This is a genomic window from Streptomyces sp. NBC_01275 (genome assembly GCF_026340655.1).
GTDB lineage: Bacteria > Actinomycetota > Actinomycetes > Streptomycetales > Streptomycetaceae > Streptomyces.
The window spans coordinates 1,668,379-1,687,919 of sequence record NZ_JAPEOZ010000001.1 but is presented as its reverse complement, the minus strand read 5'-3'; the positions used below and the strand labels follow the sequence as shown (position 1 = coordinate 1,687,919).

The window sequence follows — 19,541 nt, the reverse complement described above, 5'->3', positions numbered from 1 at the left end:
CTAGGCGGCCGGGGCCGTACCCTCCTGATCCTCCTGCTCCGCCTCCACACGCGCGTTCCACTCCCGCTTCGAGGCCTGCCAGCCGTCCTCGTTGTGGCCGAGCCGCCAGTAGCCGGAGATCGACAGGTCCTCGCGGGGGATCTCCAGCTCGACCCGCAGCGTCCGGCGCAGCTCCTTCACGGCCGCGGCCTCGCCGTGCACGAAGGCGTGGACGCGGCCCTCGGGGAAGCGCAGCGCCCGGACCGCCTCGACGAGTCGCTCGCCGACGGGCCGGTCGCCGCGGTGCAGCCAGACGACCTCCACCTCGGAGTCGATCTTCTGCTCCTCCTCCGGCCCGGCCACCTCCACGAAGGCGTGGGCCACCGCGCCGGACGGCAGTCCCTCCAGGGCGGCCGCGATGGCGGGCAGGGCGCTCTCGTCACCGGCGAGCAGATGCCAGTCGGCGGCCGGGTCGGGCGCGTAGGCCCCGCCGGGTCCCATGAAGCGGACGGTCTCGCCCGGCTGGACGCGCGCCGCCCACGGCCCGGCCAGGCCCTCGTCGCCGTGGATCACGAAGTCCAGGGTCAGCTCGCGGTGTTCGGCGTTCCAGTGCCGCACGGTGTACGTCCGGGTCACGGGCCACTGCTCGCGCGGGAACTCGGCGCGGATGCGCTCCATGTCGAAGGGCTCCGGGTAGGTCACGCCCTCGGGCCCGAAGAGGAGTTTGACGTAGTGGTCGGTGCAGGAGCCCACGGTGAACTCGGCCAGACCCTCGCCGCCCAGGACCACGCGCTGCATGTGCGGGGTCAGCCGTTCGGTGCGGACGACCTGCGCGGAGTGGGGCTTCCGCGGCTTCCGTGCCGGACGTTCTGCCATGACGGCCTCCCATGTTCTATGGTTAGGTTTACCTAAGTTAGCATCTCTCCCCCGGTGATGCCCCCCTGTTCAGATGCTTTGCTCACCTCTCATGTAGAGAATGACTCTCCCAGGGCGGGAATGTCATTCCCTGGCACGAGAACAATGTTCACGCGTTCAGCGTGGTCAGCAGTCGTTGCAGCGACCCTCCGAGCCCCCAGCGCTGTCCCAGCGCTTCCAGTGTCGCCCCGTCGCGCGCCGCCCGTGGAAGCACCCGGTCCACGTCCGGCAGCGGCACGTCGCCGGCGACCCGGACGACCGTCGGCGCGACGGCGACGTAGGGCCGCGACTCGTCCAGCCGCCTGCGCTGCGACGGCGTGAGCTTCGCCTTCGGGTCGTCCACCGCCGCCATGATCCCGGCCAGGTCGCCGAACTCGGCCAGCAGCTTGGCCGCGGTCTTCTCCCCGATGCCCGGGACGCCCGGCAGGCCGTCGCTCGGATCGCCGCGCAGCAGCGCCAGATCCGCGTACCCCGGCCCGTCGACCCCGTACTTCTCGCGCAGCCAGGCCTCGTCCGTCAGCTGCAGCGTGGCCACGCCCTTGAGCGGGTAGAGCACGCGCACTCCGCGCACGTCGTTCACCAGCTGGTAGAGGTCGCGGTCGCCGGTGACGATGTCGACCGGGCCCTTCGCCCGGGCGGTGAACGTGCCGATCACGTCGTCCGCCTCGTACCCCGCGACGCCCACGCGCGCGATGCCGAGCGCGTCCAGGACCGCCTCGATGATCGGCACCTGCGGCGACAGCGTGTCCGGCACCTCCTCCGCGTCCGGGCCCTCATCGCGCTCCTCAGCGACCCGGTGCGCCTTGTAGGAGGGGATCAGGTCCACCCGCCACCGGGGCCGCCAGTCGGCGTCCATGCACGCGACCAACTCGTCGGGCCGGTGGTCCTTGACCAGCCGGTCGATGAAGTCGAGCAGTCCGCGCACGGCGTTCACCGGCGTGCCGTCCGGCGCCCTCACGGAGTCCGGGACGCCGAAGTAGGCGCGGAAGTACAGCGAGGCGGTGTCGAGGAGCATCAGTCGTCCGGTCACGTCTCGCATCATGCCGCACGGCCACCCAGGTGACCGGTGGGTATTCACTCACGTGGCACACGTGAACCTTCTGTCGCACCGCCTGTGAACTGAACCACTCGTACGTTTGCACGCCAGGGGCCAGGGCAGGCGCGCGTCGGAGCGATGCCGTTCGCATATGCATCCGTCGCTCCGTTTCTGTTCCCGACTTCTGTTCCCGACCGAGAGGTACGCGTGTCATCCAGGCTTGAGGCCGAACATCTCTACAAGGTGTTCGGCAGACGACAGGACCAGGCGGTCGAGCGGCTCCGGGGCGGAGCCGACCGGGAGGAGCTGCGCGCCGACGGCACCACCGCCGCCGTCATCGACGCCTCCTTCACCGTGGACCCCGGCCAGATCTTCGTCGTCATGGGCCTGTCCGGCTCCGGGAAGTCCACGCTTCTGCGCATGCTCAACGGACTGCTGGAGCCCACCGCCGGCCGCGTCCTCTTCGACGGCCAGGACCTCACCGCGCTCGCCGGCCGCGAGCTGCGCGAGGTCCGGGCGCGGAAGATCAGCATGGTCTTCCAGCACTTCGCGCTCTTCCCGCACCGCAGCGTCCTCGACAACGCCGCCTACGGCCTCGCGGTCCAGGGCGTCCCCCGCGCCGAGCGCGACCGGCGCGCCGCCGAGGCGCTGCGGCTGTGCGGGCTGGCCGGCTGGGAGACCTCCTGGCCGGACGAGCTGTCCGGCGGCATGCAGCAGCGCGTGGGCCTGGCCCGCGCCCTGGCCACCGACGCCGACCTGCTGCTGATGGACGAGTCCTTCAGCGCGCTGGACCCGCTGATCCGCCGTGACATGCAGGACCAGCTCCTCACGCTCCAGCAGACCCTGAAGAAGACGATCGTCTTCATCACCCACGACCTCAACGAGGCCATGCGCCTGGGCGACCGCATCGCCGTCATGCGCGACGGCCGCATCGTGCAGACGGGCACGGCGGAGGACATCCTGATCCGTCCCGAGAACGAGTACGTCGCCTCCTTCATCCAGGACGTCGACCGCACCCGCGTCCTGACCGCCGGAGCCGTCATGGACACCCACGTCCGCGGCGACGAGGCCGACTGCGGCTGCGACACCGCGACCCCCGAGACCCCGTTCACCGCGCTGTGCGCGCTCAGCGCCCGCCTCACCCACCCGGTCGCCGTCCTGGACGGCGAACACGGGCTCGTCGGCGTCGTGCCCAGACGCCGCCTGGTGGCCTTCCTCGGCGACGCACAGGACGCACAGGACGCCCGGGACGCCCAAGGGGACGCCGCGCCCTGCGACGCCCCGCGCGACGGCGGGAAGAAGGTGACCGCCCGTGCCTAGGCTCAACCTCGGCGACTGGGTCGACTCCGGCGTCGACTGGCTCGTCACCCACATGTCCTGGCTCTTCGACGCGATCAAGACGGTCGTCGAAGGCATGTACGACGGTCTCGACGCCGTTCTCGCCGCCCCCGAGCCCCTGCTTCTCGCGGGCATCCTCGCGGTGCTCGCCTGGTGGCTGCGCGGCCTGGTCGCGGGCGTCCTCGCCTTCGCCGGGTTCGCCCTCATCGACTCGCTCGCCCTGTGGGACGAGGCGATGTCCACGCTGTCCCTGGTGCTCGTCGCCACGGTGATCGCCCTGGTGCTCTCCGTCCCGCTGGGCATCTGGGCCGCCCGCTCCAAGGCCGTCAGCGCGACCGTCCGCCCCGTCCTGGACCTCCTGCAGACGATGCCGTCGATGGTCCTGCTCATCCCGGCGATCCTGTTCTTCGGCATGGGCGTGCCCGCCGGCGTCGTGGCCACCCTGATCTTCGCGCTCGCCCCGGGCGTGCGCATGACCGAGCTCGGCATCCGCCAGGTCGACCCCGACCTCGTCGAGGCGGCCGAGGCGTTCGGCACCCCGCCCCGCGACACCCTGCTGCGCGTGCAGCTCCCGCTCGCCCTGCCGACCATCATGGCGGGCGTCAACCAGGTCATCATGCTGGGCCTGTCGATGGTCGTCATCGCCGGCATGGTCGGCACCGGCGGCCTCGGCGGGGCCGTCAACGAGGCCATCGGCCAGCTCGACATCGGCCTCGGCTTCGAGGCGGGCCTGGGCATCGTCGTCCTCGCCGTCTACCTGGACCGCATGACCGGCGCCCTCGGCGCCCGCATCTCCCCGCTCGGCCGGCGCGCCGCCGCGAAGGCCCGCAGCACCGTGTGGTCGTACCGCCCGCGCCCGGCCGTCGCCGTGGTCGGCGTGGTCGTCCTGGCGCTGGTCGCCGGCGGCATGGGCGTCTTCGGCCCGTCCTCCTCCACCGCCGAGGCCTCCGCCACGGACGTCGGCAAGGGCCAGGAGATCAAGATCGGCTACATCCCCTGGGACGAGGGCATCGCCTCCACCTACCTCTGGAAGGAACTCCTGGAGGAACGCGGCTTCGACGTGACCACCTCCCAGTACGCCGCCGCGCCCCTGTACACGGGCGTCGCCACCGGCCAGATCGACTTCCAGACCGACGCCTGGCTGCCCACCACCCACGCCGAGTACTGGAAGAAGTACGGCGACCAGCTCGACGACCTCGGCCAGTGGTACGGCCCGACCTCCCTGGAGCTCTCCGTCCCCTCGTACATGAAGGACGTGAACTCCCTCGCGGACCTGAAGGCCCACGCCTCCGAGTTCGGCGGGAAGATCACCGGCATCGAGCCCAGCGCCGGAATGATGGGCCTGCTCAAGGACAAGGTCCTCGAGGAGTACGGCCTCGACGGCGCGTACAAGGTCGTCGACGGCTCCACCCCGGCGATGCTCGCCGAGCTCAAGCGCGCGTACGCCAAGAAGGAGCCGATCGCCGTCACGCTCTGGTCGCCGCACTGGGCGTACAGCGAGTACGACCTGAAGAAGCTCAAGGATCCCGAGGGCGCCTGGGGGAAGGGCGACGGCGTGCACACCCTCTCCCGCAAGGGCTTCGCCGCCGACCACCCCGAGGTCGGCAAGTGGCTGAAGGACTTCAAGATGACCGAGGGTCAGCTCACCGGTCTGGAGGCGCAGATCCAGAAGTCCGGCAAGGGCGAGGAGCAGGCCGCCGTCCGCACCTGGCTCGAGCAGCACCCCGGACTCGTCGACGCATGGGCGCCCGTGGCCGACGCGGGCAAGAAGGCGAGCGAGTAGGCGAGCGAGACGGCGAGCGAGAAGGCGGGGGATCAGAACCGGGCGGCCGGGTGGCCTGACAGCCCCGCAACCGCCTGTCGAGGGGCGGGCTCCGATGTACGCCGTGCGCGTACGCCGGGGCCCGCCCCTCGTGCCGTCGGCCTCGCGTTTCCCACCGTAAGGATCCGGCCAACCACGCAGAGCTACGCTCCTGCCCGAGCCGAAGCCCTTGCGGGGCCGGGGACGAGCGGGAACACTCACGGCCGTTCGCGCATTGAACCGGAAAACCCTCGGATGCGTCGGGACAGGGCGCGTCCGGGGCCCGATCCGCTGGCGTGAACTGTGAGGTCGGGCGTCACACCGTGTGTCCTGCATGTGACGGCCGCATGAAACGGTTTGCCGAACATGCATAGGGTGCAGAGAACTCATCAGAAGGACTGCGCCCGGGACCGGGCGCAGAGGTGATCCGAACAACCGCGGCGACGAGCGAAGGAGGGAGCCGGAGCGATGGGCGACCACAAAGAACAACCCCTGCGAGTGGGCGCGGCCGTGCGGCGACGGCGCCGGTCCCTGGAGCTCACCCTCGCCGTCGTGGCCGAGCGCAGCGGCCTGTCGGTCCCGTTCCTGAGCCAGATCGAGAACGACCGGGCACGGCCCAGCACCAGCTCCCTGGAGAAGGTCGCCGACGCCCTGCGCACCACCGCCGTGGAACTCCTGGCCGCCGCCGACCCCGCGTGCAGCGTCGACGTCGTACGCGCCGAGATCGCCGAGCCCGGCCCCGAGCCGCGCTCCCGCTCCCTGGTGCGCGGCCACCACCAGATGCACGCCACGGAGTTCACCGGCGACCATGACGCCGGCCGCGAATTCCAGTACCGCAACGACCAGTTGATGTACGTCGCCGACGGCGCCGTGGAGATCGAGGCGGAGGGACGGGCGTACCGTCTGGGCCGCGGCGACACCCTCTATCTCACCGGCGGGGTCCGCCATCGCTGGCGGGCGACCGTGCCGGACACCCGGATCGTCGTCGTGGCGGTCGCCGAGCACATCGAGGCGGTCCGGGACCGGGGCCGGAAGCGGTAGTGCGGGCCGTGGCGCGGGTCGTCTCGCTGGTCCCGTCGCTGACGGAGGCGGTGGCGTCGTCCGTGCCCGGCGCGTTGGTCGGCGCCACCGACTGGTGCACCCACCCGGCGGAGCTCGACGTCCCCCGGATCGGAGGCACCAAGAACCCCGACGTCGAACGGATCATCGACCTCGCCCCCGATCTGGTGATCGCCAACGAGGAGGAGAACCGGGAGCCCGACCTGGCCGCACTGCGGGCGGCGGGCCTGAACGTGCTGGTCACCGAGGTCCGGGACGTGCCCCAGGCCTTCCGGGAACTGACCCGGGTGATTCAGGCGTGCGGGGGACGATCCCGGCCGGACTGGCTGGACAAGGCCGAGGCCGCGTGGCAGGCGGCGCCACCGCTTCCCGGGTCCCGTCCGACGACGGCCGTCGTACCGATCTGGCGCCGCCCCTGGATGGTGCTGGGCCGGGACACGTTCGCCGGGGACGTCCTGGCCCGCCTGGGCGTCCACCACCTGTACGCCGGGCACGCGCAGCGGTATCCGCGGATTCCGCTCGAGGAACTGCGGGCCGTCGGTCCTGACCTGGTCGTCCTGCCCGACGAGCCCTACCGCTTCGCCGCGGACGACGGCCCCGAGGCCTTCCCCGGCCTGCCCTGCGCGCTCGTCAGCGGACGGCTGCTGACCTGGTACGGACCGTCGCTCGCCGAAGCGCCGCAGGTGCTGGGCGAGGCCCTGCGAGCAGCGCTCCGCTGAGCAGCCCGCGCACCGTGTGCACGGCGGCGACGGACCAGGCGGCGACGAGGCCGACGTACAGGACGCAGGCGAGCACGGCGTAGGCGGTCAGCCCCGTGTGCCGGGCCAGGGTCGCGGCCCCGGTCACACAGGTGCCCACGGGGAAGGTGAACGCCCACCACGTCATCGCGAAGCCCATCCCCTGCCGACGGGCGCGCACCACCTGGGCGGTCGCCAGACACAGCCACAGCAGCGCGAAGCCCATGACCGGCGCCCCGTACAGCACGGCGAACACCGTGAAGCCCCTGCTCTCCGGGCCGGCCACGACCCCCGGAGCGACCTGCGCGAACTGCCCGACGGCCGTGGTGGACTGCCCGAGCGGCCCCAGGACCAGGAACAGGGTCGGCGTCAGGACGAGCGGCAGCGGCTCCTCGCCCGCGACCAGCCGGCCGAACACCATCGGCAGCATGACGAGCGTGCCCAGCAGACTCAGCCCGAACAACGCGAAGCACGCCAGCAGAAGGGCCTGCCGCGGCTGCCCGGCAGGCAGGTGCGGCACGAGAAGCGGCCCCGACGCGGCGGCCACCATCGGCGCGACGACCGGCAGCAGCCACACCGGAGTGGCCTCGGAGGCCACGACCCGATGGCGTACGGCCATGAGGTACGGGACGGCCACGGCGGCCGTGAGCGCCACGACCGTACCGGCGGTGAACAGCACGGCGTCGAGCGCGACCGCGGCTTCGGCGCCGATCACGTCCGCGCCGACGGTGAGGGCGCCGCCGCCGACCGCGAGCAGCGCCATCGCCAGGCAGCCGTAGAACGGGGCCGTCGCCGGGTCGAGGAGATGGGCGCGGGCCTGGTCGCGATGGTGGCGCCAGTGCACGGCGCGCGCGGCGAGCAGGGCCGCCAGCAGGGCCAGGGAGAGGGCCCAGACGGCCGTGCACACCGGGCGCAGCCCTGGGACGCGGGCGGGCAGCGCGGCCCCGGCGGTGGCGACGGCGGCGGTGCCCATGACCGTGGCGTACCAGTTGGGGCCGAGGTGGCGGACAGCGGCGGTGACCATGGCTTCACCGTCGCGCGGGCTCGGGGGCGCGGCCAGGGACCATGGCTCTATGGGGGCATAAGCTGGGTTTATGGGCGGTGTGGAGCGACAGGCGGAGGGTGCGGGCCCGGGCAGCGGCGCCAGCGCCGGTGGCGGTGCGAGCGGCGGGTCGATCGCGCATCGGGTGCCGGATCTCGGGGCGCTGGAGCTGCTGCTCGCCGTGGCGCGGCTGGGCAGTCTGGGGGCCGCCGCACGCGAGCTCGGCATCACGCAGCCGGCCGCGAGCAGCCGGGTCCGTTCCATGGAACGGCAGCTGGGCGTGGCGCTCGTGGACCGTTCGCCGCGCGGATCCCGGCTCACGGACGCCGGTGCGCTGGTGACGGACTGGGCGCGCCGGATCGTGGAGGCGGCGGCCGCGTTCGACGCGGGGGCGCAGGCGCTGCGCGACCGGCGGGACTCGCGGCTGCGGGTGGCGGCGAGCATGACGATCGCCGAGTATCTGCTGCCCGGCTGGCTTCTCGCGCTGCGCGCGCAGCGGCCGGACACCGCGGTGTCGCTGCTCGCGGGCAACTCGGCGGCGGTGGCGGAGCGGTTGCTGGCGGGGGAGGCGGATCTGGGGTTCGTGGAGGGGCTCACGGCGCCGCCGGGGCTGGACTCGGCCGTGATCGCCCACGACCAGTTGATCGTCGTCGTCGCCCCCGGGCATCCCTGGGCCCGGCGGAGGCGGGCGCTGCCCGCGGCCGAGTTGGCGGCCACGCCGTTGATCCTGCGGGAGAAGGGGTCGGGGACTCGCCAGGTGCTGGACAGCGCGCTCGGCGGGCTGGCCCGGCCGTTGATCGAGCTGTCCTCGACCACGGCGGTGAAGGCGGCCGTGGTGAGCGGGGCGGGGCCGGCGGTGCTGAGCGAACTGGCGGTGGGGGAGGAGTTGGCACTGCGGCGGCTGGTGGGGATTCCGGTGGAGGGGGTGTCGCTGGCCCGGGATCTGCGGGCCGTGTGGCCCACCGGGCATCGGCCTACCGGGCCGGCTCGGGAGTTGCTGGCGTTGACGCGGGGGTGAGCCTCCGGGGGGTTTCGCCCCCGCCTCCCCTTCCCGATCCCGTCCCCGGGGAGGGGCTGGGAGGAGGGGGGCTGCCGCCCCCCGGCCCCCGCTTCGGCCCCGAAAGGGCCTCGTCCTCAGACTCCCCCGGAGGGGGGACCCCCGGACGGGCTGAAAGTCCTCGCCGCCTCCACCAGGGCCTGCATCACCCGCACGTCCGCCCCCATCTCCGGATGCCACTGCACCCCCAACACCCAACCCGCCGAAGGCAGTTCGATCGCCTCCACGGTGCCGTCCGCCGCGTGGGCCGAGGGGACGAGGGCCTTGCCCAGACGGTCGACCGCCTGGTGGTGGTAGGTCGGTACGGACGTCTCCTCCTGGACCACGTCGGCGTAGAGCGTGCCGGGGACCGGCTTGACCGGGTGGTGGCCGAAGACGCCCACGACCTCCGCGTGGCCGTCCACGTGCTGTGTCAGGGTGCCGCCCAGGGCCACGTTCAGCAGCTGCATGCCCCGGCAGATGCCCAGGAGCGGGACGTCGGCCGCCAGCGCCGCGTCGATGAGGGCCAGCTCCCACGCGTCCCGTTCCCGGGCCGGGGGGCCGGTGCGGGGGTCGGGCTCGGCGCCGTAACGGACCGGCTCCACGTCGGGGCCGCCCGCGATCACCAGACCGTCGAGCCGGGCCACGGCCGCCGCCGCGTGCTCGGGGGAGTCCGGCGGGAGCATCGCCGCCAGCCCCCCGGCCCGCTGCACCAGCCGCGGATAGCCGGCCGGCAGCAGCGCCGCCTCCAGCTCCCACACGCCCCAGCGCGCCCCGGACTCCAGATACGTGCTCACGCCGATCAACGGCCTGCCGCCCGACATACGCCCTCCCGTCCCCTCGATCCCCTCAATGGACTGTCCGCGCACCTTTTCATGCCCATCTGCGCGCTGTGTTCATGCCAGGAAGCCCCTGAGCAGTGCCGCCGTGCCCGCGCAGTGCTCCCGCATCATCTCCCGCGCCCCGTCCGCGTCCCCGTCCAGCACCGCCTCCACCAGCGCGGTGTGCTGGCGCTGCGAGTGCTCCAGGTTGCGCACGAGGAGCGGGATGCAGTCGAGGAGGTCGTTCACCGTCGCCCGTACCGCCGCGTACTGCGCCGTCAGGGACGGGGAGCCGCAGAGTTCGGCCAGGGTGAGGTGCAGGAGGGTGTCCAGCCGGCGGTAGTCGGTCAGCGGGGCGTCCTCGGTGCGGGCCAGCGCCTCCCGCAGACGGTGCGCCTGCTCGCCGGTGAGGCCGTGCGCCGCGCACAGGCCCGCCGCCCCCACCTCCAGCACCTCGCGGAAGCGCAGCACGTCCTCTATGTCGACCTCGGCGATCCGGCGCCGTAGCTCGTCCTCGCCGCCGGCGTCCGCGCGCGGCAGGACGAACGTTCCTCCATAGCGCCCTCGCCGGGACTCGACCAGCCCCTGGTCCTGCAGCACCTTCAGCACCTCGCGCAGCGTCACCCGGCTGATCCCGAGCCGCTCCGCCAGCTCCCGTTCCGCGGGCAGCCGCTCGCCGCCCGGCACCAGGCCCAGCCGTACGACCTGGAGGATCTGTTCCAGCGCCTCCTCGAAGCCGTTGCCCGCCCGCACCGGCCGCAGCACCGGCGTGAGCCGGTCGCCCAGTTCCGTCAGTTCCGCCGGACCGTCCTCAGGACCCGCCTGCGTCATCTGGCCGTGCCCCCTTCCCAAGCAATGGTTCTCCGAAATACCTTATGGCTCCCGGCTGACCGAAAGAAGCCGAAGGAGGCTTTCCCGTGGCAGACCGCACACCCCCGCTGAGCGTCGAGGAGCTGCACACCCTCGTCGCCGCCGGTGAGATCGACACTGTCGTCCTGGCCTTCCCCGACATGCAAGGGCGGCTCCAGGGCAAGCGGTTCGCCGCCCGTTTCTTCCTCGACGACGTCCTGGAGCACGGCACGGAAGGCTGCAACTACCTCCTCGCCGTCGACACCGAGATGAACACGGTCGAGGGCTACGCCATGTCCTCCTGGGAGCGGGGGTACGGCGACTTCGCCATGCATCCGGATCTCAGCACCCTGCGCCGCCTGCCCTGGAACGCAGGCACCGCCATGCTCGTCGCCGACCTCGCCTGGAACGACGGGTCCCCGGTCGTCGCCGCCCCACGGCAGATCCTGCGCCGCCAGCTGGAGCGGCTCGCCGAGCACGGGTTCACGGCGAAGGTCGGCACCGAGCTGGAGTTCATCGTCTTCAAGGACACCTACGAGGCCGCCTGGGACGCGAACTACCGGGGGCTGACCCCGGCGAACCAGTACAACATCGACTACTCGGTGCTCGGGACCGGCCGCATCGAGCCGCTGCTGCGCCGCATCCGCAACGAGATGACCGGCGCCGGGCTGACCGTCGAGTCCGCCAAGGGCGAGTGCAACCCCGGACAGCACGAGATCGCGTTCAAGTACGACGACGCCCTCGTCACCTGCGACCAGCACTCCGTCTACAAGACCGGCGCCAAGGAGATCGCCTCCCAGGAGGGCGTCTCGCTCACCTTCATGGCCAAGTACAACGAGCGCGAGGGCAACTCCTGCCACATCCACCTCTCGCTCGCCGACGCCGACGGCGCCAACGTCATGGCCGGCGACGGGCCGGGCGGCATGTCCGAGGTCATGCGGCACTTCCTCGCCGGGCAACTGGCCGCGCTGCGCGACTTCTCGCTGCTGTACGCGCCCAACATCAACTCGTACAAGAGATTCCAGCCGGGCTCCTTCGCCCCGACCGCCGTCGCCTGGGGGTACGACAACCGCACCTGCGCGCTGCGGATCGTCGGCCACGGACGCTCCATGCGGTTCGAGAACCGCCTTCCCGGCGGCGACGTCAATCCGTATCTCGCCGTGGCCGGGCTGATCGCCGCCGGGCTCCACGGCATCGAGCAGAAGCTGGAGCTGCCCGAGGCGTGTGTGGGCAACGCCTACACCGGTGAGTACGAGCACGTCCCGACCACCCTGCGCGAGGCCGCCGAGCTGTGGGAGAACAGCCCGATCGCCCAGGCCGCCTTCGGCGACGAGGTGGTCGCCCACTACCGCAACATGGCCCGCGTCGAACTGGACGCCTTCGACGCCGCGGTGACCGACTGGGAGCTGCGTCGCTCCTTCGAACGCATGTGAGGCACCCGTTGTCAGACGAGGACAAGCGCGAACGCGAGCACGCGTACGAGTTGGAAGTACTGAACCCCGCGACCGAGGAGGTCGTCGCCACCGTCCCCGGCGCCACCGCGGCCGACGTGGACGCGGCCGTCGTACGGGCCGCGCGGGCACAGACCCGGTGGGCGGCGCTCGCGCCGGGCGAACGGGCGCGGCTGCTACGGCGGTTCGCCGTCGCCGTCGACGAACACCTCGAAGAGCTGGCCCGGTTGGAGGTGCGAGAGGCCGGGCACGTCATCGGCAACGCCCGCTGGGAGGCCGGCAACGTCCGTGACCTGCTGGACTACGCGGCCGGGGGAGTGGAACGGCTGACCGGCCGTCAGATCCCGGTGTCCGGCGGCCTGGACGTCACGATCCTGGAGCCGCTGGGCGTCGTGGGCGTCATCGCGCCCTGGAACTTCCCCATGCCGATCGCCGCCTGGGGCACGGCTCCCGCGCTCGCCGCCGGCAACGCCGTGATCCTGAAGCCCGCCGAGACGACCCCGCTGACCGCCCTGCGGCTCGCCGAACTCGCCCTGGAGGCGGGCCTGCCGGAAGGGCTGTTCCAGGTCCTCCCCGGGCACGGCCCGGTCGCGGGCAACGCCCTCGTCGAGCACCCGGGAGTCGCGAAGATCGTCTTCACCGGGTCGACGGCCGTGGGCAAGCAGGTGCTGGCCAAGGGCTCCGCCCTGCTCAAGCGCGTCACCCTCGAACTCGGCGGCAAGAGCCCCAACATCGTCTTCGCCGACGCCGACATCGAGGCCGCCGCCGCAGCGGCTCCCATGGCCTTCCTCGACAACTCTGGCCAGGACTGCTGCGCCCGCACCCGCATCCTCGTCCAGCGCAGCGCCTACGACCGGTTCCTGGAGCTGCTGGGCCCCGCGATCGAGGCGGTGACCGTCGGCGACCCTGCCGACGAGAAGACGGACATGGGCCCGCTGATCTCCCAGGTCCAGCTGGAGCGCGTCCGTTCGTACGCCACGGACGGGCTGGAAGGCATCCGCGGCAAGGCCCCCGAAGGCCCCGGCTTCTGGTTCCCGCCGACCGTCCTCACCGGCGTCGACCCCCACGCGCGCGTGGCCGTCGAGGAGGTCTTCGGACCGGTCGCCGTCGTACTCCCCTTCGAGGACGAGGCGGAGGCCGTGACCCTGGCCAACGCCACCGACTACGGCCTCTCCGGCTCCATCTGGACCCGTGACATCGGCCGCGCCCTGCGCGTCTCGCAGGCCGTCCGCGCGGGCAACCTGTCCGTCAACTCCCACTCCAGCGTCCGCTACTGGACGCCCTTCGGCGGCTTCAAACAGTCCGGCATCGGCCGCGAACTCGGCCCCGAAGCCCTGACCGCCTTCACCGAGACCAAGAACGTCTTCATCAGCACGGAGGGCCCCGCACAGTGACCGAAACCACCGAGACCACCGAAGGCGTCGTCTGCCGTCGTCTCGTCGGCCGTACGGCCGTCATCACCGGAGCCGGCAGCGGCATCGGCCTCGCCACCGCGCGCCGGCTCGCCTCCGAGGGCGCGCACGTCGTCTGCGGCGACGTCGACGAGGCCCGCGGCAAGGCGGCCGCCGAGGAGGTCGGCGGCACCTTCGTGAAGGTCGACGTCACCGACCCCGAGCAGGTCGAAGCCCTCTTCAAGACGGCCTACGACACCTACGGCAGCGTCGACATCGCCTTCAACAACGCCGGCATCTCACCGCCCGACGACGACTCCATCCTGGAGACCGGCCTGGACGCCTGGAAGCGCGTCCAGGAGGTCAACCTCACCTCCGTCTACCTGTGCTGCAAGGCCGCCCTGCCGTACATGCGGCGCCAGGGCAAGGGCTCCATCATCAACACCGCGTCCTTCGTGGCCCGGATGGGCGCGGCCACCTCGCAGATCTCGTACACGGCGTCCAAGGGCGGTGTGCTGGCCATGTCCCGTGAACTGGGCGTGCAGTTCGCCCGGGAGGGCATCCGGGTCAACGCCCTGTGCCCCGGGCCGGTCAACACGCCCCTGCTGCAGGAGCTGTTCGCCAAGGACCCCGAGCGGGCCGCGCGCCGGCTCGTGCACATCCCGCTGGGCCGGTTCGCCGAGGCCGAGGAGATCGCCGCCGCCGTCGCCTTCCTGGCCAGCGACGACTCCTCGTTCGTCAACGCCAGCGACTTCCTGGTGGACGGCGGGATCTCGGGCGCCTACGTCACCCCGCTGTAGGCCCGCGGGTCTCGGCAGACCTCGTCAGGGTCTCGTCAGAGGTCAGAGGAAAGTGTGGCCCTCGCCCCGGTACGTCGGGGCGGTCGCCGTCACCCTGTCCCCCTCGACGAGGTGCAGCACCTCGAACCGCTCGCACAGCTCACCGGCCTTCGCGTGCCGGAACCACACCTTGTCGCCGATCAGCAGATCGTCGGCGGGGGAGCCGAGCAGCGGGGTCTGCACCTCGCCCGGGCCCTCCTGAGGGTCGTAGCGCAGCCCCTCCGGCAGATACGGCACGGGCAGCCGGTCCGGGCCGGGCGCGCCCGAGGCCGGGTAGCCGCCGCCCAGCACCGTCACCACGCCCACTCCGGGCCGCCGTACGACGGGCTGGGCGAACAGGGCGGCCGGACGCCCGCTGAACGACGTGTAGTTGTCGAACAGGCGCGGCACATACAGTCCCGACCCCGCGGCGATCTCCGTGACCGCGTCCTCGGCGGCGGTGTGCTGCACACTGCCGGTGCCGCCGCCGTTGACGAACTCCAGGTCGGGCGCCACGGCCCGGACCGCCCGCACCACCGCGGCGCGGCGCTCGGCGAGTTCGCGGCGGGCGGTGGCCTGCATCAGCCGGATCGCCCGCGAGCGCAGCGGCCGCCCGGCCACCGCGTCGCCGACCCCGGCGATGTGGCCTTCGTACGCCATGATCCCCACCAGCCGGAAACCCGGCCGACGGGCCACCGCCCGTGCCACGTCGGCGAGTTGGTCGGGGGAGCGCAGCGGCGAGCGCAGGGCGCCGATCCGGACCCGGCCGCCGAGCAGCTGCAGCGAGGTGTCCAACTCCAGGCAGACACGCACGACTTCGCCGCCCCCGGCCCGGGAGGCGTCGATCAGGTCGAGCTGGGCGACGTCGTCGACCATGACGGTCACGGCGGCGGCGAGCTTGGGGTCGGAGGCCAGCTCGGCGAAGGCGGTGCGGTCGGCCGAGGGGTAGGCGAGCAGGATGTCCTCGAACCCGGACCGCGCCAGCCACAGCGACTCGGCGAGGGTGAAGGACATGATGCCCGCGAAACCGTCCTTCGCCAGGACACGTTCCAGCAGGGCTCGGCAGCGTACGGACTTGCTGGCGACGCGGACGGGTTTCCCTGCCGCCCGGCGGACCAGGTCCTGCGCGTTGGCGTCGAAGGCGTCGAGGTCCACGATCGCCACAGGGGCGTCGAGATGGGCGGTGGCCCGGTCGTAACGGGCCCGGTCGGCGGCTTGCGCAGTCATGAACGAAGCCTGCCAGACAGGATTACCGCAGGGTAGGGGGACGATCCGGGCAGATGCCCCGGGGTCGCGGACTGGTTCCCGTTCGGTCGCTGACAAGCCGTAGAGTGACGCGCACGTACGGAGGACGGCTCCGGCCGGGCAAGGTGTGTCGGGATGCCGGTCCGCTCGTGCGGGTATGCGTGCCCAGGACGGACCAGCGCGTCCGCCGGGGCAGGGGAACGACGGCCCGCGTAGGAGAACGACGGCCCGGGCACGAGGAAACGGGGGGTGCATGAGTACGGAAGCACGCCGCGCCTCGATCCCCCCGCGCCCGGACGTGCCTCCCCACCCAGGCGTCCCCCCACGCCCGACGACGCCCCCGGGCCCACCGGAGACCGAGCCCGACGGGGACGGCAACGGGTCCGCTCCGACGCAGGCACCGGGTGACCGGGGTACGGAGCCGGAGGACGCCCCCGGGCGGGCCGGGCCGGCCGAGCCTGTCGAGAGCGCCGTGTCGTGGGCCTTCGGGGGCGGCCCTGCCAGGAGGGTCCCGGGAGAAGCGTCCGAGGACTCCGGCACCGGCACCGGTAACGCGACCTCGGCCTCGCCCACGGCCCCCCAGGGCCCGCGCACCCCGCGTACCTCGCCGCCCCGCACCCCCAGCCTGCGGCCACCGTCCTCCCCCCAGCACACGGACGCCATGAACCCGCCCCCGCCGCCCGCCTCGGCACGCTTCCCGGACACCCCGCCCCCACGAGGCGACGAACGCCCGCCTGCCCCCACCGACTCCGGTGCGGACAGTCCCCGTCCCGGCGGCACGGCCGGCTCCGGCGCCCGCCCCGGCGGCACGAGCCTCACCCGGCCCGTCCGTCTGGACGGCTACCGCGGCCCGGGTCCGGCCGGTCCGCGTCCTGGCGGTACAGGCGTCTCGCGCCCTGCGGGGTCGGACGGCTCCCGCGGCGCCGGCTCGCCCGGTTCGCCTCCTGGCGGCGCGGCCGCGCCCCGCCCGGCCGGTCCGGACGGCTCCCGAGCCACAGGCTCGCCCGCCTCACGCCCAGGCGGCACGACGACGCCCCCTCCCGCCGCCCCTTCCCGTCCCGCGGGTCCGGCCGCCTCTCGGCCTGTTGACACGACGGCTCCCCGCTCGGCGGGAGCGACTTCTCCTCGTCCTGCGGGTCCGGCTGGTTTCCGCCCGGCTGAGGCGACGACGCCCCCTCCCGCCGCCCCTTCCCGTCCCGCGGGTCCGGCCGCCTCTCGGCCTGTTGACACGACGGCTCCCCGCTCGGCGGGAGCGACTTCTCCTCGTCCTGCGGGTCCGGCTGGTTTCCGCCCGGCTGAGGCGACGACGCCCCCTCCCGCCGCCCCTTCCCGTCCCGCGGGTCCGGCCGCCTCTCGGCCTGCTGACACGACGGCTCCCCGCCCGGCGGGAGCGACTCCTCCTCGTCCCGCCGGTCCGGCTGGTTTCCGCCCGGCTGACGCGACAACCCCGCGTCCCGCCGGCACGACTCCTCCTCGTCCCGTCGGCGCCGACGCTTCCCGTCCCGCCGACCCGGCTGCCCCGCGCCCCGCCGACCCGGCCGGTCCCCGCACCGTCGGCGCAGTTCCCCCGCGTCCCACCGTCCCGCCCGCTTCCCGCCCCGCCGGTGGAACGGCCCCTCGCCCCGACGCCCCCAGTTCAGCCGACACCGCCTGGACCCCCCTGCCCCGCAGCTGGGTGCCCTCGCCCGGGCCTGTTCGGCAGGATGCCGACGGGGCCGGTTCGCGGTCCTTCGTGCCGTCGCAGGCGCCGGGGGAGCCGGAGGGGCGGCCGGCGTGGAGTCCCGCTTCCGGGGCGTCCTTTCACACCGACTTCGCTGCGCCCGAGACCGCCGCGGAGCCGTCCGGGCGGGCCGTGGACGCTGCCGAGCAGGGAGGCGGTGGCGGGCTCTCGCCCGATCCGGCGCTTTCCTGGAGCGCTCCCATGTCGCCGGGCGGCACCCTGGGGGCCACCCGGCCCGTGGTGACGTTCGCGCAGCCCGAGGGGTTCGGCGACGCGCGGCGCTTCGGCGGGACGCGAGGGCGGGCCGTCGCGGCCGCCGCCTGCGTCGTGCTCGGGCTGGGCCTCATCGGCGGGGCCGTCACCGGCAGCTGGCTCGTCGGCGACCCGGCCGAGGCCGGTGAGCCCAGCACGTACACCACCGCCGGAAGCCTCTGGCACAACGTCCCCGTTGACCAGCTGTTCCCGCCCACGGTGGACGGCCAGGGCGCGGGCCCCGGCGGCGCCGACCGCACCTGGACGCGCATCGCCGTCGCCCCCGACAGCGGTTGCGCCGACGCCTTCGACCCGCTGCTGCGCAAGGTCCTCGCCCCCGTCGGCTGCGCCCGCCTGCTGCGCGCCACCTACATCGACGCCACCGAGAGCTACGTGACCACCGTCGGCCTGCTGTTCACCAACGCAGACGCGGCCGCGATGCGCTCCCTCGACACCCGGTTCGCGAAGGAGGGCCTCGCCCGCCGCACCGACCTGATGCCCCGCCCGTACGCAGCGAAGGACACCCTCGCCGTCGGCTTCGGCGACAAGCAGCGCGCCTCGTGGACGATCTCCGTACTGACCGACGCCCCCGTCGTCGTCTACGCCGTCTCCGGCTGGGCCGACGGCCGCACCGTCGACACCCCGCAGGGCGCCGCCGAGGCCACGGCGTCCGGTGCGACCACGGCCCCCGCCCAGGCCGGCCTCGGCAACGAGAGCAAGGGCCTCGCCGACCGCATCGAGCGCAGCCTGCGCAAGACCGCCGTCTCGCCCTCGGAGCAGCCCTCATGAGCCGCAGCCGCAGCCGTACGACCGGCAGAACAGTGACCGGCAGAACAGTGACCGGCAGGACAGCGACCGGCAGAACGGCCTGCCGGGTCGGGGTCCTGAGCTGTCTGCTGGCCGCCGCCGTCGCCCTCGTGCCGCCCGCCACCGCGTACGCCGACGGCATCCGCGCCCAGCAGTGGGCCCTCGACGCGCTGCACACGCAGGCGGCCTGGCAGACGACCAAGGGCAAGGGCATCACCGTCGCCGTCCTGGACACCGGCGTCGAGGCCGATCACCCCGACCTCGCCGGCAACGTCCTCACCGGCAAGGACATGGTGGGCTTCGGGGCCGTGCAGGGGGACCGCGCCTGGGCCCGGCACGGCACCGCGATGGCCAGCATCATCGCCGGCCACGGACACGGCTACGCCAACGACGACGGCGTCCTCGGCATCGCCCCCGAGGCGAAGATCCTCCCTGTCCGGGTGATCCTCGAGGACGGCGACCCACAGCGCACCAAGGCCCGCAACACCCGCGGCAACGCCCTCGCCGAGGGCATCCGCTGGGCCGCCGACCAGGGCGCCGACGTCATCAACCTCTCCCTGGGCGACGACTCCGCCTCCGCCCACCCCGAACCCGCCGAGGACGAGGCCGTCCAGTACGCGCTGAAGAAGGGCTCCGTCGTCGTCGCCTCGGCCGGCAACGGCGGCGACAAGGGCGACCACATCTCCTACCCGGCCGCCTACCCGGGCGTCATCGCCGCGACCGCCGTCGACCGCTACGGCACCCGCGCCTCCTTCTCCACCCGCCGCTGGTACGCGACGGTCAGCGCGCCCGGCGTCGACGTCGTCATCGCCGACCCGGACCACAAGTACTACCAGGGCTGGGGTACGTCCGCGGCCTCCGCGTTCGTCTCCGGAGCCGTCGCGCTCGTCAAGGCCGCCCACCCGGGCCTGACCCCGGCGCAGATCAAGAAGCTCCTGGAGGACACCGCCCGCAACGCCCCCACCGGCGGCCGCGACGACTCCCGCGGCTACGGCTTCATCGACCCGGCCGCCGCGATCAAGGCCGCCGCCGACCTCAAGACCGAGGGCCTGCAGTCGGCGGCGTACGGCGACAAGTACTTCGGCTCCGGTCCGGACCCGGCCCCCTCCGACGACGACACGTCCAGCTGGGCCGGGACCCTCGCGGGCGGTGCCGGAGTGGTGCTCCTGGGCACGTCGGTCGTCCTGTGGCGCAGCCGCCGCGAACGCTACGAGAGCCTGTAGTTATGGCTGTAGTTGTAGCTA

Annotated in this window: 16 protein-coding genes; 10 read left to right on the top strand and 6 right to left on the bottom strand. The window is 73.1% G+C overall.

The annotated features are described in order from the left end of the window. Together OG562_RS07160 and OG562_RS07155 are read right to left on the bottom strand one after the other, a co-directional pair. A complete protein-coding gene (locus tag OG562_RS07160) occupies positions 1-855 on the bottom strand; it encodes a siderophore-interacting protein (protein WP_266394925.1) in 855 nt (284 codons plus the stop codon). A gap of 148 nt (positions 856-1,003) precedes the next feature. Beyond that, complete coding sequence (locus OG562_RS07155; protein ID WP_266409083.1) at positions 1,004-1,933, bottom strand: 5'-3' exonuclease; 930 nt, start codon at positions 1,931-1,933, stop codon at positions 1,004-1,006. A gap of 204 nt (positions 1,934-2,137) precedes the next feature. Between OG562_RS07155 and OG562_RS07150 the strand changes: the two genes are divergently transcribed. From OG562_RS07150 to OG562_RS07135, 4 genes are all read left to right on the top strand, one after another. Next, a complete protein-coding gene (locus OG562_RS07150; RefSeq protein ID WP_266394923.1) occupies positions 2,138-3,250 on the top strand; it encodes a glycine betaine/L-proline ABC transporter ATP-binding protein in 1,113 nt (370 codons plus the stop codon). Then, on the top strand, positions 3,243-5,051 hold the full coding sequence (locus OG562_RS07145) for an ABC transporter permease/substrate binding protein (RefSeq protein WP_266394920.1): 1,809 nt from the start codon (positions 3,243-3,245) through the stop codon (positions 5,049-5,051). The genes OG562_RS07150 and OG562_RS07145 overlap by 8 nt, the downstream gene beginning before the upstream one ends. A gap of 486 nt (positions 5,052-5,537) precedes the next feature. Then, entirely contained in the window at positions 5,538-6,110 is a 573-nt protein-coding gene (locus OG562_RS07140; protein WP_266394917.1) for a helix-turn-helix domain-containing protein, read from the top strand. Beyond that, positions 6,110-6,847: a helical backbone metal receptor gene (locus OG562_RS07135; RefSeq protein WP_266394914.1), complete on the top strand. Its 738-nt coding sequence runs from the start codon at positions 6,110-6,112 to the stop codon at positions 6,845-6,847. Before OG562_RS07140 ends, OG562_RS07135 begins: the two co-directional genes overlap by 1 nt. Here the strand turns inward: OG562_RS07135 and OG562_RS07130 are convergent. Further along, entirely contained in the window at positions 6,759-7,889 is a 1,131-nt protein-coding gene (locus OG562_RS07130) for a TDT family transporter (RefSeq protein WP_266394911.1), read from the bottom strand. The genes OG562_RS07135 and OG562_RS07130 overlap by 89 nt on opposite strands. Before the next feature lie 70 nt (positions 7,890-7,959). On the opposite strand from OG562_RS07130, the gene OG562_RS07125 reads away from it, so the two are divergent. After that, positions 7,960-8,925 (top strand): LysR family transcriptional regulator, encoded by a 966-nt coding sequence (locus OG562_RS07125; RefSeq protein ID WP_266394908.1) that lies wholly within the window; start codon positions 7,960-7,962, stop codon positions 8,923-8,925. Positions 8,926-9,041: 116 nt separating this feature from the next. Here OG562_RS07125 and OG562_RS07120 read toward each other — a convergent pair whose 3' ends face one another. Both OG562_RS07120 and OG562_RS07115 read right to left on the bottom strand, forming a co-directional pair. Beyond that, positions 9,042-9,767, bottom strand: a complete 726-nt coding sequence (locus OG562_RS07120; protein WP_266394906.1) for a gamma-glutamyl-gamma-aminobutyrate hydrolase family protein — start codon at positions 9,765-9,767, stop codon at positions 9,042-9,044. A 72-nt stretch (positions 9,768-9,839) separates the two neighbouring features. Continuing rightward, entirely contained in the window at positions 9,840-10,595 is a 756-nt protein-coding gene (locus OG562_RS07115) for a FadR/GntR family transcriptional regulator (RefSeq protein ID WP_266394904.1), read from the bottom strand. Between the two features lie 86 nt (positions 10,596-10,681). On the opposite strand from OG562_RS07115, the gene OG562_RS07110 reads away from it, so the two are divergent. From OG562_RS07110 to OG562_RS07100, 3 genes are read left to right on the top strand one after another with little or no spacing between them, the layout of a single operon-like run. After that, positions 10,682-12,046: a glutamine synthetase family protein gene (locus OG562_RS07110; RefSeq protein ID WP_266394901.1), complete on the top strand. Its 1,365-nt coding sequence runs from the start codon at positions 10,682-10,684 to the stop codon at positions 12,044-12,046. An 8-nt stretch (positions 12,047-12,054) separates the two neighbouring features. After that, entirely contained in the window at positions 12,055-13,458 is a 1,404-nt protein-coding gene (locus OG562_RS07105; RefSeq protein ID WP_266394899.1) for an aldehyde dehydrogenase, read from the top strand. Further along, positions 13,455-14,255 carry a 3-oxoacyl-ACP reductase gene (locus OG562_RS07100; protein WP_266394896.1) on the top strand — a complete coding sequence of 267 codons (801 nt, stop codon included), beginning with the start codon at positions 13,455-13,457 and terminating at the stop codon, positions 14,253-14,255. The genes OG562_RS07105 and OG562_RS07100 overlap by 4 nt, the downstream gene beginning before the upstream one ends. A gap of 42 nt (positions 14,256-14,297) precedes the next feature. Here the strand turns inward: OG562_RS07100 and OG562_RS07095 are convergent, their stop codons facing one another. Next, positions 14,298-15,500, bottom strand: coding sequence for an amino acid deaminase/aldolase (locus OG562_RS07095; RefSeq protein ID WP_266394894.1), 1,203 nt, complete (start codon positions 15,498-15,500; stop codon positions 14,298-14,300). 1,939 nt (positions 15,501-17,439) lie between these two features. Here OG562_RS07095 and OG562_RS07090 point away from each other — a divergent pair. Next, the gene (locus OG562_RS07090) at positions 17,440-18,279 is read left to right on the top strand and encodes a hypothetical protein (protein ID WP_266394893.1); all 840 of its coding nucleotides are present in this window, start codon (positions 17,440-17,442) and stop codon (positions 18,277-18,279) included. Then, the gene (gene mycP, locus OG562_RS07085) at positions 18,276-19,520 is read left to right on the top strand and encodes a type VII secretion-associated serine protease mycosin (protein WP_266394891.1); all 1,245 of its coding nucleotides are present in this window, start codon (positions 18,276-18,278) and stop codon (positions 19,518-19,520) included. Before OG562_RS07090 ends, mycP begins: the two co-directional genes overlap by 4 nt. The last annotated feature ends 21 nt before the right edge of the window (positions 19,521-19,541 follow it).

Coding starts and splice junctions, on each gene's coding strand:
- OG562_RS07155 (WP_266409083.1), bottom strand. CDS start 1,933: ATGCGAGACGTGACCGGACGACTGATGCTCCTCGACACCGCCTCGCTG.
- mycP (WP_266394891.1), top strand. CDS start 18,276: ATGAGCCGCAGCCGCAGCCGTACGACCGGCAGAACAGTGACCGGCAGA.
- OG562_RS07115 (WP_266394904.1), bottom strand. CDS start 10,595: ATGACGCAGGCGGGTCCTGAGGACGGTCCGGCGGAACTGACGGAACTG.
- OG562_RS07140 (WP_266394917.1), top strand. CDS start 5,538: ATGGGCGACCACAAAGAACAACCCCTGCGAGTGGGCGCGGCCGTGCGG.
- OG562_RS07090 (WP_266394893.1), top strand. CDS start 17,440: ATGTCGCCGGGCGGCACCCTGGGGGCCACCCGGCCCGTGGTGACGTTC.
- OG562_RS07095 (WP_266394894.1), bottom strand. CDS start 15,500: ATGACTGCGCAAGCCGCCGACCGGGCCCGTTACGACCGGGCCACCGCC.
- OG562_RS07125 (WP_266394908.1), top strand. CDS start 7,960: ATGGGCGGTGTGGAGCGACAGGCGGAGGGTGCGGGCCCGGGCAGCGGC.
- OG562_RS07120 (WP_266394906.1), bottom strand. CDS start 9,767: ATGTCGGGCGGCAGGCCGTTGATCGGCGTGAGCACGTATCTGGAGTCC.
- OG562_RS07130 (WP_266394911.1), bottom strand. CDS start 7,889: ATGGTCACCGCCGCTGTCCGCCACCTCGGCCCCAACTGGTACGCCACG.
- OG562_RS07160 (WP_266394925.1), bottom strand. CDS start 855: ATGGCAGAACGTCCGGCACGGAAGCCGCGGAAGCCCCACTCCGCGCAG.